The sequence below is a fragment of the Gordonia sp. VNK1 genome, from assembly GCF_040049135.1.
Taxonomy (GTDB): Bacteria; Actinomycetota; Actinomycetes; order Mycobacteriales; family Mycobacteriaceae; genus Gordonia; species Gordonia oleivorans.
Genome location: NZ_JBDZDJ010000034.1, coordinates 1 through 14588, shown reverse-complemented (window position 1 = coordinate 14588; position 14588 = coordinate 1). Strand labels below are relative to the sequence as shown.

Here is a 14588-nt window from a genome sequence, read left to right as displayed (position 1 = left end):
CGCGTGGCCTGCACCACCAGGGGGTGGGTGGGTCTGGTTGTGTGGCGGTCGGGCCGTCGGGGAGGACGGTTGTCCGATATCCGGGCGCGTTGCGCCCGTGCCTACTACGGGTCATAGTACACGGTCTTTACCATTGGGTTACCTGGCCCCTGCGTCACCGCCCACCTGGCCATTCGGCGGGTACGGGGTCAGTCGGTGCGGCGCGAGCCCGCCACCGGCCCGTGGTGAGCCGTGCGGAGTTCGGCGAAGCGCCGGGACAACCGCGGGGCCATCGTGGCCAGCATCGCGACCACCAGCCCGCCGGCGAACACCGGCGCCACCACCGACATCGGGAAGACCGTGCTCGCGGCCGCCGAGAAGGCCAGCACACCGACCCAGAGGTAGATGATCACCGCCACGCGGCGCTGGGAATGCCCGAGTTCGAGCAGACGATGATGCAGATGCATCTTGTCCGGGGTGTAGAAACCGACGCCGGCCCGGGTACGGCGCACGATCGCCATCAGCATGTCCAACAGCGGGACGAAGATGATCGCGGCGACCAGGATGAGCGGCAACAGCAGGGTCACCACGTCGGCCGGGCCGTAGGCGTAGACCGCGATACGACCGGATGCGCTGGTGGCCGCCGCAGCGAGCATCAGACCGATGAGCATCGCACCCGAATCGCCCATGAAGATCCGGGCCGGCGAGAAATTGTGCGGGAGGAACCCGAGACACGCGCCCGCCAGCGCCACCGAGATCAACGCCGGCGGGTAATAACTGACGTCTCCCCCGCGATCGGCCAACAGTCCCAGCGCGAACAGGCAGATCGCCGACGCCGCGATCAGCCCCAGACCGGCGGCCAGACCGTCGAGGCCGTCGATGAAGTTGACCGCGTTGATGGTGGTGACGGTGATGGCGACGGTCAGCAGACCGGACTGGAACGGATCGAGCACCACGGTCCCGATCCCCCCGAACGGCACCGGGATCTGAATCCAGCTCACCCCCATCACCACCATGACGCCCGCGGCGGTCAGCTGGCCGACGAATTTGGTGAGCGCATCGAGGCCCCACCGGTCGTCGATCGCACCGACGATGACGATCACCGCGCCCGCCGCGATCACCGCACCGATGTCATTGGTGTAGGCGAATCCGCGGTTGAGGGCGGGCAGGTTCGCGGCCAACGCGACAGCCGCCACGATCCCGGCGAACATCCCCAGTCCACCCAGCCGCGGTGTCGGGATCACGTGAACGTCGCGCGCCCGCGGAACCGCCACCGCACCGGCCCGGATCGCGACCACCCGCACCGCGGAGGTGATGAGATAGGTGATCGCGGCGGCCGACAGCCCGACCAGCAGCAACTCGCGGAACGGCACACCCGCGCCGCCGCCGACACCAGGCGCCGCCAGAACCCACGACGCCGCAGTGGTCACACCGGTACCGTCCACGCTCATCGCAGCACGCTCGACGCGGAGAGGGGATCTGGCACCCGATCAGGCTACCCGCCGAGCATCGCGGCGACGTCGGCGCGGATCCGGGCGTGTTCACCGGGATCGGGCAGGGCGCGCACACACCAGTCGGCGACCGTGTCCATCATGTCGGCGTCGGCCCCGGCGAGCGTCGCGATCGGGGTACCGATGCGCACCGCGGACCCCTCGGCGACCGGACGCTGATCGAACGGCAACACCGTCTTGTCGACGACGATGCCGGCCCCCTGCAACAGTCGCTGCGCCTCGATCCCGGACAATCCGAGCGACGACACATCGACCACCGCCAGATGGGTGTCCGTGCCGCCGCTGACGATCCGCAACCCCCGCGCGGTCAGACCCCGCGCCAACGCACGCGCATTGGCGACGACCGCGCTCACATGGTCGGCGAACTCCGGCGTCGCCGCCTCCGCGAAAGTCGCCGCCTTCGCCGCGATCGAGTGCACCGACGGCGCACCCTGGGTGAACGGGAACACCGCCTTGCCCAGCGCAGCGCCGTGCTCGGCCGTCCCGAGGATGACACCACCCCGCGGCCCGCGCAGCACCTTGTGCGTCACCAGCGTGACGACGTCGGCGTAGGGCACCGGGCTCGGTGCCGCACCGCCGGCCACCAGACCCGCGAGATGCGCGGCATCGACCCAGAGAATGCACTCGGCCTCGTCGGCGATCGTGCGCAGGATCTCGAAGTCGAACAACCGCGAGTACACGGGCGACCCTACGATCAACAACCGGGGGCGGTGCAGGAGTGCGAGCTCACGGATCTGGTCGTAATCGACGAGTTCGTCGGTCACCGACACCGAGTACTGAATCGGAGTGAACCAGCGGCCGGAGAAGTTGGCCCGCGAGCCGTGGGTCTGGTGGCCGCCATGATCGAGACGCAACGCGAGCACCGGATCACCCGGCTGCGCGAAGGCCGCATACACCGCCGACGCGGCGGTGGTCCCCGACAGCGGCTGGACGTTCACATAGTCGGCGCCGAACAGGTCCCTCGCGCGGGCGATCGCGAGCTCCTCGATCTCGTCGACCACCGAACACCCGCCGTGATACCGCGCTCCCGGATAGCCCTCCGCATAGGTGTCACCCAACGACGACGCCATGATCTCCCGGACCGCCGGACTGGCGATCGTCTCCCCCGCCACCAGTTGCAACGTCTGCGCCCGGCGCCGCGACTCCCGTCCGACCAGATCACCGAGTTCGGCGTCGATCGCCGACGAACTCATCGCTGCACCAGGGACGCGGGATCGACGTCGAGAACCTCGGCGACATCGGCCGTGGCCACCGCACCCTCCCGCAGAATCCGCGGCGCCCGCCCGGTCAGGTCCACGATGGTCGACGCCTGCGCCTTGGGCGCCGGCCCACCGTCGAGGTACACCGACACCGAATCGCCGAGTTGCGCTCGCGCATCGTCGGCCGTCGTCGCCGGCGGGTGACCGGAGGAATTCGCACTCGACACCGCCATCGGCCCCACCTCACGCAGGATCTCGATCGCGATCGGATGCAGCGGCATACGCAACATCACCGTGCCGTCGGTGTCACCGAGATCCCACGCGAGCGACGGCGCCTGCTCGACCACCAGCGACAACCCGCCCGGCCAGAACGCCTCCACCAGCGCACGGGTCTGGGCACTGACACCCAGGACCAGACCGTCGACGGTGTGCCACGAACCGACGAGCACCGGCACCGGCATGTCACGCCCGCGCCCCTTGGCCGCCAGCAACGCCGCAACGGCTTCGGAATCAAATGCGTCACAACCGATTCCGTACAAGGTATCGGTCGGCATGACGATCAGACGGCCGGACTTCGCGGCACCGACCGCGGCGCGGATGCCGGTGGCGCGCTGATCGGGATCGGTGCAGTCGAATACAGAACTCACCGGTTCATCCTTACACGCTCACCACCGGCATCCGGCGAGCGGCCACGATCAATCCGACGCCGGCAATCCCTCGACGCGCCGTGCGGTCACAAAGCGCGGCCGGCCGGCCAGATCGGCATGCGAGGTGATCTCGTCGAAGACCCCCGCGGCGGCAAACGCCCCGACAACACCGGCGGCATGAGAGTCGTCGTGCTCCACACCCACCCGCCCACCGGGACGCAGCACGCGCGCGATGACCTCGACCATCGGCCGGATCACCGACAACCCGTCGGCGCCGCCGAACACCGCCATCGCCGGATCGGCCCGCACCTCGGCGGGCACATCGGCATCCACCGGAACATACGGCGGATTGCTCACGATCAGATCCACCGGCCCACCCACGGCGGCACACACCGCATCCGGGTCGGTGGCATCGCCCACATGCACCCGAATCCGTCGCGACACCTGAGGGTCGGCGTCAGAGACATTGCGACGCAACCAGTCCGCCGCATCCGGCGACAGTTCGACGGCGTGCACCCGGGCCGCCGGGAACGCCGACGCGGCCGCGATCGCCAACGCACCACTGCCACTGCACAGGTCGACGACGGTCAGCGGGGCCCGGACATCATCGACCACACCCACCGCCCACTCGAACAACAACTCGGTCTCCGGACGCGGGATGAACACGCCGGGTCCGACGGCGAGATCGAGCGGACCGAACGACGCCGACCCGGTCAGATACTGCAACGGCACCCGCATCGCGCGCCGGTCGATCAGATCCCGAAACCGCTGCGCCGCATCGTCATCGAGATCATCGGCGATCAGTAACCTGCCCCGATCGGTCCGCAGTACATGTGCCAGCAACCATTCGGCATCCGGACGGGGCGAATCCACACCGGCCGCCGCCAAGGTCGCCGTCGCCGCCGACAACACGGCGCGCACCGAACGGTCCGCGCCCACGCCGGTCACTGTGCCTCGAGCCGCGCCTGCCGATCGGCGGCCACCAAGGCATCCAGCAGCGCATCCATATCACCGGAGAGCACGGCGTCCAGATTGTTCGCCTTGTACCCGATGCGGTGATCGGTGATCCGATTCTCCGGAAAGTTGTACGTCCGAATCCGTTCCGAACGATCCACCGTCCGGATCTGCGCGGCCCGCCCCTCCGCCGCCGCGGCCTCGGCCTCCTCCTCGGCCGCGGACTGCAACCGAGCCGCAAGCACCTGCATGGCCCGCGCCTTGTTCTGCAACTGCGAACGCTCGTTCTGACACGTCACCACGATCCCGGTGGGCAGATGCGTGATGCGCACCGCCGAATCGGTGGTGTTCACGCCCTGACCGCCCTTGCCCGAGCTCCGGTACACGTCGATCCGCAGATCCGTCTCGTCGATGTGCACCTGCTCCACCTCGTCGGGCTCGGGATAGATCAACACACCCGCGGCCGAGGTATGGATGCGGCCCTGCGATTCGGTGACCGGAACGCGCTGCACCCGATGCACGCCGCCCTCGAACTTCAGCCGCGACCACACCCCATCGCGCGTGGCCTCACGCGACTTGATGGACACGGTGGCCTCCTTGTAGCCGCCCAGATCGGACTCGGTGACACCGAGGACCTGCGCCTTCCACCCATGCCGCTCACAATATTTGAGATACATCCGGACCAGGTCGGCGGCGAACAGCGCCGACTCCTCACCACCGGCACCCGACTTGACCTCCAACACCACATCATCGGCGTCATGCGGGTCACGCGGCGCCAGCAGATCGGTCAACGTCGAATCAAGCTGCGCAACAAGCTCTTCCAGCGCCGGAACCTCCTCGGCGAAGGTCGCGTCATCGGCCGCCAACTCACGCGCCGCAGCCAGATCATCACGAGCCGCCACCAACTTCGCATGTGTCGCCATCACCGGCGCCAACTCCGCGAACCGCTTACCCACCCGCCGAGCAGTCGCCGGATCGTCATGCAACGACGGATCCGCCAACTGCAACTCGAGCCCCGCATGCTCGGCGAGCACATCGTCAATGGCGGTGTTTTTTGCGCCGCCTCCGGCAGCGCTTGTGTTCACGCCCAAAGCACCACTCTTCGTCGTCATCACTTCGTCGCTGCGCTCCTCGTTCTTCCTCCTGCATCGCGGCGCGGCGTGAACACGGTGCTGGTTGGGTTCGAGCCGCCTTCGGCGGCAAGTCGTATTACGTGCAACTGGCGGCGCCTCGCCTGGGCAGTTGGTCGCCTTGGTACACCGAAAACAAACGACGCCCGGCCAGTCCTGTGCGGACCGGGCGGGCGTCGTCATGAGGTCTACTTTTCGGCGTCGGCCTTCTTGCGCTTGCCGTAGCGAGCCTCGAACTTGGCGACGCGGCCGCCGGTGTCGAGGATCTTCTGCTTGCCCGTGTAGAACGGGTGGCACTGCGAGCAGACTTCGACGTTGATGCGACCGTTGGCAGCGGTGCTGCGGGTATCGAAGGTGTTGCCGCAGCCGCACACGACGGTGGTCGCGTGGTAATCGGGATGGATTCCCTGCTTCATGTTGGTGTCCCTTTCTGATGGTCGCCGGGTCACCGCCGCGTGTCGGCGGTGTGAACCGGTACCGGACTCGACCGACCAGTATGCCACGCCCTCCGGTCGGTAAGAAATCGGCGAAACCGCCGGTCTGCGTCCCAGCGATATCGCAGCCCTCACCGAACCCGACGTCGGCGATCGGTACTGATCGTCACTGCCCTCAACAGGTCCGGCGCGCCATTCATTCCATCCCACCACCAGGCATTTTAGGACACACTTATATTGGTAAGCCTTGGCTAAGTTATAGTTCCCCTGATGTTCGCTTCATCGTCGCAGCGGACATCGCCGACCACCGGTTCGCGTGAGCACCGGGCACCACTGGTCCCGACGCGGACCGGGCATGAGAGGGGACGAATGCAGGCCGATCGGCACGGTCCGCAGCAGATGCTGTGGGACCCCAGCGACGAGAAGAGCAGCTGCGGGGTGGGCTTCATCACCCGCAAGGACGGCGTCCAGAAGCACAGCGTCATCGAGAAGGCCCGCGACGCCCTGTGCTCGGTACCGCACCGCGGCGGGATGTCGGCGCTCGGCGTCGGCGACGGCGGTGGCGTCTCCATCGACCTGTCCCAACGGTTCTTCCGCAAGGTCACCGGCCGTCCGACGCTGCGCCTCGGCCAGTTCTGCGTGGGCAACTTCTTCCTGCCCGAGGGCGAGGCCGCCGCCAAGGCGGCCCGGCTGATCGAACGCACCATGGCCGACCGCGGATTCACCGTCCTCACCGTGCGCGACGTCCCCGTCGACAACTCGGTGCTGCGTGAGGCCGCCATCGGATTCCAGCTGCCGATCCGCCAATGGGTGTTCGCCGCGCCCGATCCGTGCCCCGAACCGGCCGAACTGGACCGGCTCGTCCAACAGGCACTCCTGCACATCGAGGCGATCGGCTTCACCTCCCCCGCCCTCGAAGGCCTGTATCCGCTGTCACTGTCGGCACGCACCCAGGTCCTCAAGGGCCGGCTGTCATCCCCGGAGGTCATCGACTACTTCGTCGACCTCGGCGACGAGGACCACCGGGTGCACACCCTGTTCTTCCACACCCGCTTCTCCACGAACACCGACCCGCACCCGACGATGGCCCAGCCGTTCCGGTTCCTCGCGCACAACGGTGAACTCAACACCGACAAGAAGAACCGCATCGCACAGGTGACCGCGGCCGCCGCGGCACGCCGCACCATCGTGCGTCCACCCGGCCAGTCCGACTCCAGCCGTCTCGACCAGACGGTGGCCGCACGGGTGATCACCGACCAGATCGACCTGGTGACCGCGGTCGTCTCGATGATGCCGCCGGCATGGGAGAACGATCCGACGCTGTCCGACCGCGTCCGCGCGATGTTCGAGTACTTCTCGCTCTACGAGGAGAAGAACGACGGCCCCGCCGCCGTCGTCTTCGGCGACGGGACCGTCATCGGCGCCCGCCTCGACCGCCTGGGACTACGCCCGCTACGCACCGTCGAGACCGCCACGTATCTGTGCGCCTTCTCCGAGGCCGGCCAGGTCGATTTCGATCCCGACACGGTGATCTCCCGCGGTCGCGTGTCGGCCGGCGGGATGATCTACTACGACCACCGCGAGCATCGCGTCTACACCACCACCGACGCCTACGAAAAGCTCGCTGCTGCACGGGATTATCCAGCACTTCTGCGTGCGGCGAAGATCGACCTGGGGGCCATCGAGGCCGAAGACGACGACGCGGCAGACGCCTCGGCCGCCCTTCCGTCCTCGGAATCGGTGACCGATCATCAGCGCTACCGCGCCTACTACCTGGATCAGGAGAGCTTCCGCTACTTCACCGATCCCATGCTCGCCGACGGCGCCGAACGCGTATCCGCCATGGGATTCGGCAACGCGATCAACCCGCTGACCAACATCGAACCCAATGTGTCCCGGTTCTTTTCGCAGCGATTCGCCCAGGTGACCAATCCACCCCTGGACAGCATCCGCGAGGCCGACGGCATGACGCTGCGCGTCGCCCTCGGTGCGCGACCGGCGATCAACGCCGACCCCGACGACACCGCCGGCCGGCAGATCATCCTGCGCACACCGGTACTCACCGACGATGAGCTGACACTGATTCTGCGACAGCATCATTGCCCGGTACAGGTCTTCGACGCCACCTACCGGCCCGCCGGGGAGCCGACCGCCGATCGTGCGGCGCTCGTCGCGGCCGTCGATCACCTCGGGGAGCAGATCGTCGAGTTCGCCTCCCGCCATGGCGGAATCGCCGTCCTGTCCGACCGCGACATCGCCGCCGACAAGTCCGCGCTGCCGATGATCTTCGTGGTGTCGGCCATCAATCAGCGACTCATCGACGCCGGCATGCGGCTGCGCGTCTCGGTGATCGCCGACAGCGGCCAGATCGAGTCCTCTCACCACCTCGCCGCGGTCCTCGGATTCGGGGCGGCCGCGGTACATCCGCACACCGTCGACCGCCGCGCCGGCGGCGATCAAGCCGCATTCGCTAAGTGGCGCAAGGCCGCCGAGAAATCGTTGATGAAGACCATGGGCCGGGTCGGCCTGTGCACCGTGGAGAGTTACATCGGCGGCGAGTTCTTCGAACCGGCCTTCCTCGACACCGCAGACCCGGACCTGCATCGGTGGTTCCCCAACCTGCGGGCACCGGTCGGCGGGGTCGGTCTGACACCGATCGTCGAGGTGATCGGTGCGGCCCATCGCGCCGCGATGACGGATCCGGTTCCGGCCGCCGACACCGACCTCCCACTGCTCGGCCTGTTCAAGGAACGCGCCGACGGCGGCGGGCACTCCTTCGGCACCGCGGCCGTCCGGGGTTACGGCGAACTGACCGCCGAGAAGATCCACTTCGCCTCGGGCCGAGGTGCGTCGGCCGCAGCCGAACGGGAGGGCATCGCGGACTCGCTGCGTCTGCTGACACTGTCGACCCTCGCCGACGCCTTCGGCCTGGATTCCCACGTGTACGACGACAGCAGTTACGCCGCGTTGACCCCGGCCGAGATCGACGAGTTCACCATCACCGACGCCTACCGCTCGTTCAGTGCCGAACTCGCCACCACACGTTCACGTCGACCGTCGGCGTTGCGCGACATCCTGGGCCTGACACCGCATTCGGAGCCGATCGCCCTGACCGACGTCCAGCCGGCCCACGAGATCACCGCCACCTTCGCCTCCGGCGCGATGAGTCACGGCGCCCTCGTCGCGCCCGCTCATGAGGCGGTCGCCCACGGCACCAACATGGCCGGCGGATTGTCCAACAGCGGCGAGGGCGGCGAACACATGTCCCGCTACGGGACGCTGCGCGCCTCCCGCATCAAACAGTTCGCCTCCGGCCGATTCGGCATCTGGGCGGGATACCTGGCCGACCCGATGCTGCAGGAACTCGAGATCAAGATCGGTCAGGGTGCCAAACCCGGTGAAGGAGGCCAGCTTCCGGCACCGAAGGTGACCGTCGAGATCGCCGCGGCGCGCGGCGGCACCCCCGGCGTCGAACTCGTCAGTCCGCCACCGCATCACGACACCTACTCGATCGAGGACCTCGCCCAACTCATCCACGACTGCAAGGCAGCGCGCGTGCGGGTCATCGTCAAACTGGTGAGCTCCGAGGGCATCGGCACCATCGCCGTCGGCGTCGCCAAGGCCGGCGCCGACGTCATCAACGTGGCCGGCAACACCGGCGGCACCGGCGCCGCGTCGGTGGCCAGCCTTCGCTACGCGGGCCGGGTGGCCGAGATCGGCCTCGCAGAGGTGCATCAGGCACTCAGTGCGCACGGCCTGCGTCAGAAGGTCGTGCTGCGTGCCTCCGGTGCCCATCAGACCGGACGCGACGTCGTCACCTCGGCATTGCTGGGTGCCGACAGCTTCGAATTCGGCACGGCCGCACTGATGATGATCGGCTGTGTGATGGCCAAGAACTGCAACATCAAGTGCCCGGCCGGTCTGACCACCAATCCCGAGGTCTTCGACGGCGATCCGCGCGCGATGGCACAGTACCTGCTCAACGTGGCACACGAGGTCCGCGAGATCCCCGCCGACCTCGGCCTGCCGAGCGTCCGGGCCGCCCGCGGACGCACCGACCTGCTGGCGCTCATCGACCATCCCGCGCTCGTCGGTGACATGCGCACCGAGGCGCTGCTGGCCCACATCGAGGCGCCGGAGGTCGCCCACCCGGTCTACCTCGAACGTGACTACGCCGTCGACGACGCCCTGGGCGCACAGGTGTGGGCGGCCCTCATCGACGACGCGCGCGCCTCGGTCACCACCACCTCGGTGCGGTTGGACAACCGCAACCGGAGTGTCGGAGCACAATTGGCCGTCGACATCGAACGCCGACTCAACCACGAGATCACCGACGTCACCGATATCGCATCGGTACTCGTCGACGATCGTGGCCGCCGATTCCTCGACGAGGACACCGTCGTCGTGCCCACCACCGGCTCGGCCGGGTTGTCCTACGCCGCGTTCTGCAACGACGGCATGCGCCTGGAGCACACCGGCACCGCCAACGACGGTGTCGGAAAATCGATGTGCGGTGGAACCGTCGTCGTGCACTCCCCCGGCGGCGGGTCACCGGCCGTCGGCGGGAACGTCCTGATCGGCAACTTCGCCCTCTTCGGCGCGACCGGTGGCCGGCTGTTCGTCGAAGGCGAGGCGGGAGACCGGTTCGCCGTGCGCAACTCCGGCGCGACCGCCGTCGTCGAAGGTCTCGGCGAATTCGGTTGCGAATACATGACCGGCGGGGCCGTTTTCAATCTCGGCGGTTACGGCAACGGCCTCGGCAACGGCATGAGCGGCGGGTTCCTCTACCAGTACGACCCCGCATGCGAACTCGCCGAACGCATCAGCGCCGACTCCGTCATCGTCGGCGCGATCACCGGTGTCGACGATCCGCTGGCCCCGATGCACCACCACGCCGCCTTCACCATGCTCCAGATGCATGCCGAGGCAACGGGTTCGGCCCTGGCGACCCGACTGCTGGAGAACTGGGAGACCGAACGCCACTACGTCTCCTACGCACTTCCCCGGGCCCTGGTCGCCCATCAGGATGCCGACACCCTCGTGGCGACGATGGGCCCGCGCGCCCTCCTCGACGAGCTCGCCGGCGCGATGGCCGCCGATCAGGTGCGGAGACTGAAGCTCGATCTGCGCTCCGGTAGCCCGATCGTCGGCGGTGCCGTTCCCGAATACGGCCAGACCGACACCGCCGACATGTACCGGCTGCTCGGCGCCTTCACCGTCTTCGAACTCGCCCGTGAGGTCGCCACCGCGAAGCTGCGTAAGGGAAGGTCTGCGACACAGTCGGCGTCGTCGGAGGAGATGGTGGCCCGCTCGGCGCGCAATCTGATCCTCACCGAGGACTACGACCTGCTCACCAGGGTCGGTCGCTACTCGCGAGACATCCTCTCCGACTACGGGTCCGAGCAGCTCGCCGCACTCATCTCCGCCAAGCGGGTCGACGATTACAAGCAGGCCTTGGCACGACGCAACGTCGCGTCGATGGATGCACCGGCCACCTACGGCTGGATCCTGTACCAGGACCGACGCAACCTCGAGGCCCTCCGCGACGCGACGACCGGCGACGGTCCTCGCGCCTCCCGGTTGCCGAGCTTCGACGAACTGTTCGCCGCGCGTGCGATCCCCGATGTCGCCGAGGCCATCGCCACCGCCGCCGCTGCCACCCAACCGAAGGTCTCCTCACATGCAATTGCCCTACATTCCCACCGACGTTCCCTTCACCGGTGACCAGAAGGTCTGGCTCGCAGGCTTTCTCGCCGGCCTGAACACCAGGATCGGGATGTCGTCGACGGCTGCCGGGACCGCACTGCCCGGAGCCGACCCCGCGGCGGGGGCGACCACCGGAATCGGCGTGCAGATCGTGTACGGGACCCAGACCGGTACCGCGGAGTACCTTGCCGAGCAACTACAGCAGCAGGCGCAGGGTCAGGGGTTCGTGCCGCAACTGTGCGGCCTCGACGAGTTGGAGATCAGCGATCTGACCGCGGTGCGCCGACTACTGGTGATCACCTCCACCTACGGTGAGGGCGAGATGCCCGACAATGCCGAGATCTTCTGGCAGGGGTTGGCCGCACCCGACGCACCGCGCCTCGACGGTTTGTTCTTCGGCGTTCTGGCACTGGGTGATTCGATCTACGACGGGTTCTGCCAGGCGGGCAAGAACATCGACACGCGGCTCGCCGAACTCGGCGCCACCCGGGTCGTCGATCGCGCCGACTGCGACGTCGACTACGAGGAGCGCGCGGCCGAATGGATCACGCGGGCCGTCGCCGCCATGGCCGAGGTCGATGCGCAGGAGGCCGGCGCTGCCGTATCCGGCGCTCCGGTCGCTCCGGTCGCGTCGGCGGGGTCACCGGGTGCCGCGGCACCGGCAGCGCCCGCGTGGGGCCGGAAGAATCCGTACCCCGCCACGATCATCGCCAATACACTCCTGTCCGGCCCGGGTTCGGACAAGGAGGTACGCCATCTGGTGATCTCGTTGGGCGACAGCGGAATCGACTACGAACCGGGTGACGGCATCAGTATCGCGCCCACCAACGATCCGGAACTCGTGGAGAAGGTGATCGAACGCCTGGGCGCGACGGGCGAGGAGGTCATCACCGACCGCAAGTCGAGTCGGACCCTGCGTGAGACGCTGACGCGGCACGTCGAGATCTCCACACCGTCGAAGTACCTCGTCGACTACATCGCATCGCGAAGCCAGGACGCGGAGCTGACCCATCTCGCCTCCACCGGCGACAAGGAAGCCCTCGACGCCTGGTTGTGGGGCAAGGACGTTCTCGATCTGCTCGATGTCGATCCCACCCTGACGATCACCGCCGAGGAACTTCTCGCCGAACTCCGGCCCCTGCAGCACCGCGTGTACTCGATCTCGTCGAGTCCGCGAGCTCACAGCGGCACCGTGCACATCACGATGGCCACGGTGCGCTACCGCTCCGGAGAACGCATGCGTGGCGGTGTCTGCTCGACCTACCTCGCCGATCGCCGAACCGAGGGCGACGAGATCGATGTGTTCATCACGCCCAACAAGTCATTCCGGCTGCCCGCGGACGACGTGCGGGTCATCATGGTCGGGCCGGGCACCGGAATCGCCCCGTTCCGGGCGTTCCTGCATGAGCGTCAGAACCGCGGCGCGAGCGGCGCGAACTGGCTGTTCTTCGGCAATCAGCACCGTGCGGATGACTACATCTACGCCGATGAGATCGAACAGTTCGTCACCGACGGTGTCCTCGAGCGCGTCGACCTCGCATTCTCGCGCGATCAGGATCACAAGGTGTATGTGCAGGACCGCATGCGCGAGAACGGCGCCGAGCTGTTCGCGTGGCTCGATTCCGGCGCGCACCTCTACATCTGCGGTGACGCCACCCGGATGGCACGCGACGTCGAAACCGCGCTGATCGAGATCATCGCCGAGCACGGCGGGGTCGATGAGAATGGTGCCGCCGACTACCTCAATCAGCTGAAGAAGGACAAGCGCTACCTGCGCGACGTCTACTAGGAAAGGAAGGGCAACGATGCCCGCCAACCCCGACGATGTGAACAACGCCGGCGTGCCCCGCCGCGTCGCCCGCCAAGCCGGTGACGCGCTCCCCCGTCCCTGCGGGCGTGACCCGCACTGCCGGTGTACGCCCGGGCAGTCGGTGACCAGCGACCTCGAAACCCTCTTGGCAACTCCGGGTTTCGGCGGAACACTGCTGAATGCCGAACCGCATGTGGTCACCTCGCAGCTGCCCCACCTCGATCAGGTGGTCGGGGTGACGGTGGCCGGGCCGGTGGTGATGAACGACGTCGGAGTACACGTCCCGCCAGTCCTACCGGGCGGACCGATCAAGTGCGACTCGTCGCGGATCACGTTGCGCCTCAACCCGGTGCGCCTCGGATCGGCGCTGGTGTCCGAGCCCGCCGCCAACATCCCGCCGACACTGCGTCTGTTCGATGCCAACGGGAACACTTCTCACGCAACGTATCTGACCGAGCGCAGCGACCGGCTCGCCTTCGAGGCGATCGCATTGACCGGCGCCGATCCGGCGGTCACCCACGCCGCGGGCGGCCCGGATTCCTTCGACGAAGCATGGGCGATCCCCGAGCCCGCATCGGCCAACGCGGACCAGATCGTCCAGTTCGACTCCATTCTGGCCGACGGCGGGCTACGTCGGCGTACCGAATTGCCCGGGCTCGCTGACGCCGGCGTCACCCGCGTCGAGGACCGCCGGGTGATCGGAGCACTGGAACACGCCGCGCTGCTCGGTATGCAGATGACGATGGTCACCGCAGCACCGGGATGTCTGCAGATGCGCCATGACCAGCTCGACGGTGCCCGCGAGCACCGGGGTCAGATGGTCATCGCTTCCGGTTCCTGTCGCGCGATGATCAATTTCGGGCTCGTCACCGAATGCTGGATCACCTGGTCCGAGGGCGTCTGGGGACGAACCGGATCCATCGAACTGTACGACCGGCACGGTGGGTGCAGCATGATCCTCACCCAGACCGGACCCGTCCCGGCCCCGGCATTTGAGGCGTGGGATCACCTGCTCAACGACCTCGTATCCTGAACCGCACCTCTGGGATCGGGAAGTAGCGCCGCAAAGCTTCCGACGTGTCACGTTGTCATCTTGCCGGTCGAGACATCCCAGGGCGTTAAGTTGTCAAGCTGCGGCTTCGGGCGTTTGGTCTTTCCATGCGATTTCGGGGTCGTAGGGGACTCCGCGGACCAGGCAGCCGTGCAGGATGCCGACGA

The 14588-nt window shown here is 67.5% G+C and carries 9 protein-coding genes; 3 read left to right on the top strand and 6 right to left on the bottom strand.

The window, feature by feature from the left end; genetic code table 11:
- Positions 1–188: 188 nt before the first annotated feature.
- The 6 genes from ABLE94_RS24855 to rpmE all read right to left on the bottom strand — a co-directional run bounded on the left by ABLE94_RS24855 (position 189) and on the right by rpmE (position 5836).
- Entirely contained in the window at positions 189–1430 is a 1242-nt protein-coding gene (locus ABLE94_RS24855; protein WP_348810183.1) for an MraY family glycosyltransferase, read from the bottom strand.
- Between the two features lie 44 nt (positions 1431–1474).
- Positions 1475–2683, bottom strand: coding sequence for a serine hydroxymethyltransferase (gene glyA, locus ABLE94_RS24850; RefSeq protein ID WP_348810181.1), 1209 nt, complete (start codon positions 2681–2683; stop codon positions 1475–1477).
- A complete protein-coding gene (locus ABLE94_RS24845; protein WP_348802462.1) occupies positions 2680–3336 on the bottom strand; it encodes an L-threonylcarbamoyladenylate synthase in 657 nt (218 codons plus the stop codon). Before ABLE94_RS24845 ends, glyA begins: the two co-directional genes overlap by 4 nt.
- A gap of 48 nt (positions 3337–3384) precedes the next feature.
- On the bottom strand, positions 3385–4284 hold the full coding sequence (gene prmC / locus ABLE94_RS24840) for a peptide chain release factor N(5)-glutamine methyltransferase (protein ID WP_425476279.1): 900 nt from the start codon (positions 4282–4284) through the stop codon (positions 3385–3387).
- Positions 4281–5402 (bottom strand): peptide chain release factor 1, encoded by a 1122-nt coding sequence (gene prfA / locus ABLE94_RS24835; RefSeq protein ID WP_425476278.1) that lies wholly within the window; start codon positions 5400–5402, stop codon positions 4281–4283. The genes prmC and prfA overlap by 4 nt, the downstream gene beginning before the upstream one ends.
- A 206-nt stretch (positions 5403–5608) precedes the next feature.
- The gene (rpmE, locus tag ABLE94_RS24830) at positions 5609–5836 is read right to left on the bottom strand and encodes a 50S ribosomal protein L31 (protein ID WP_348802467.1); all 228 of its coding nucleotides are present in this window, start codon (positions 5834–5836) and stop codon (positions 5609–5611) included.
- A 387-nt stretch (positions 5837–6223) separates the two neighbouring features.
- Between rpmE and ABLE94_RS24825 the strand changes: the two genes are divergently transcribed.
- The 3 genes from ABLE94_RS24825 to ABLE94_RS24815 are packed head-to-tail and all read left to right on the top strand — an operon-like array spanning position 6224 to position 14403.
- Entirely contained in the window at positions 6224–11578 is a 5355-nt protein-coding gene (locus tag ABLE94_RS24825; protein ID WP_348803176.1) for a glutamate synthase-related protein, read from the top strand.
- The gene (locus tag ABLE94_RS24820) at positions 11535–13349 is read left to right on the top strand and encodes a sulfite reductase subunit alpha (protein WP_348802468.1); all 1815 of its coding nucleotides are present in this window, start codon (positions 11535–11537) and stop codon (positions 13347–13349) included. Before ABLE94_RS24825 ends, ABLE94_RS24820 begins: the two co-directional genes overlap by 44 nt.
- Positions 13350–13365: 16 nt before the next feature.
- Positions 13366–14403, top strand: a complete 1038-nt coding sequence (locus ABLE94_RS24815) for a ChuX/HutX family heme-like substrate-binding protein (protein WP_348802469.1) — start codon at positions 13366–13368, stop codon at positions 14401–14403.
- Positions 14404–14588: the final 185 nt, after the last annotated feature.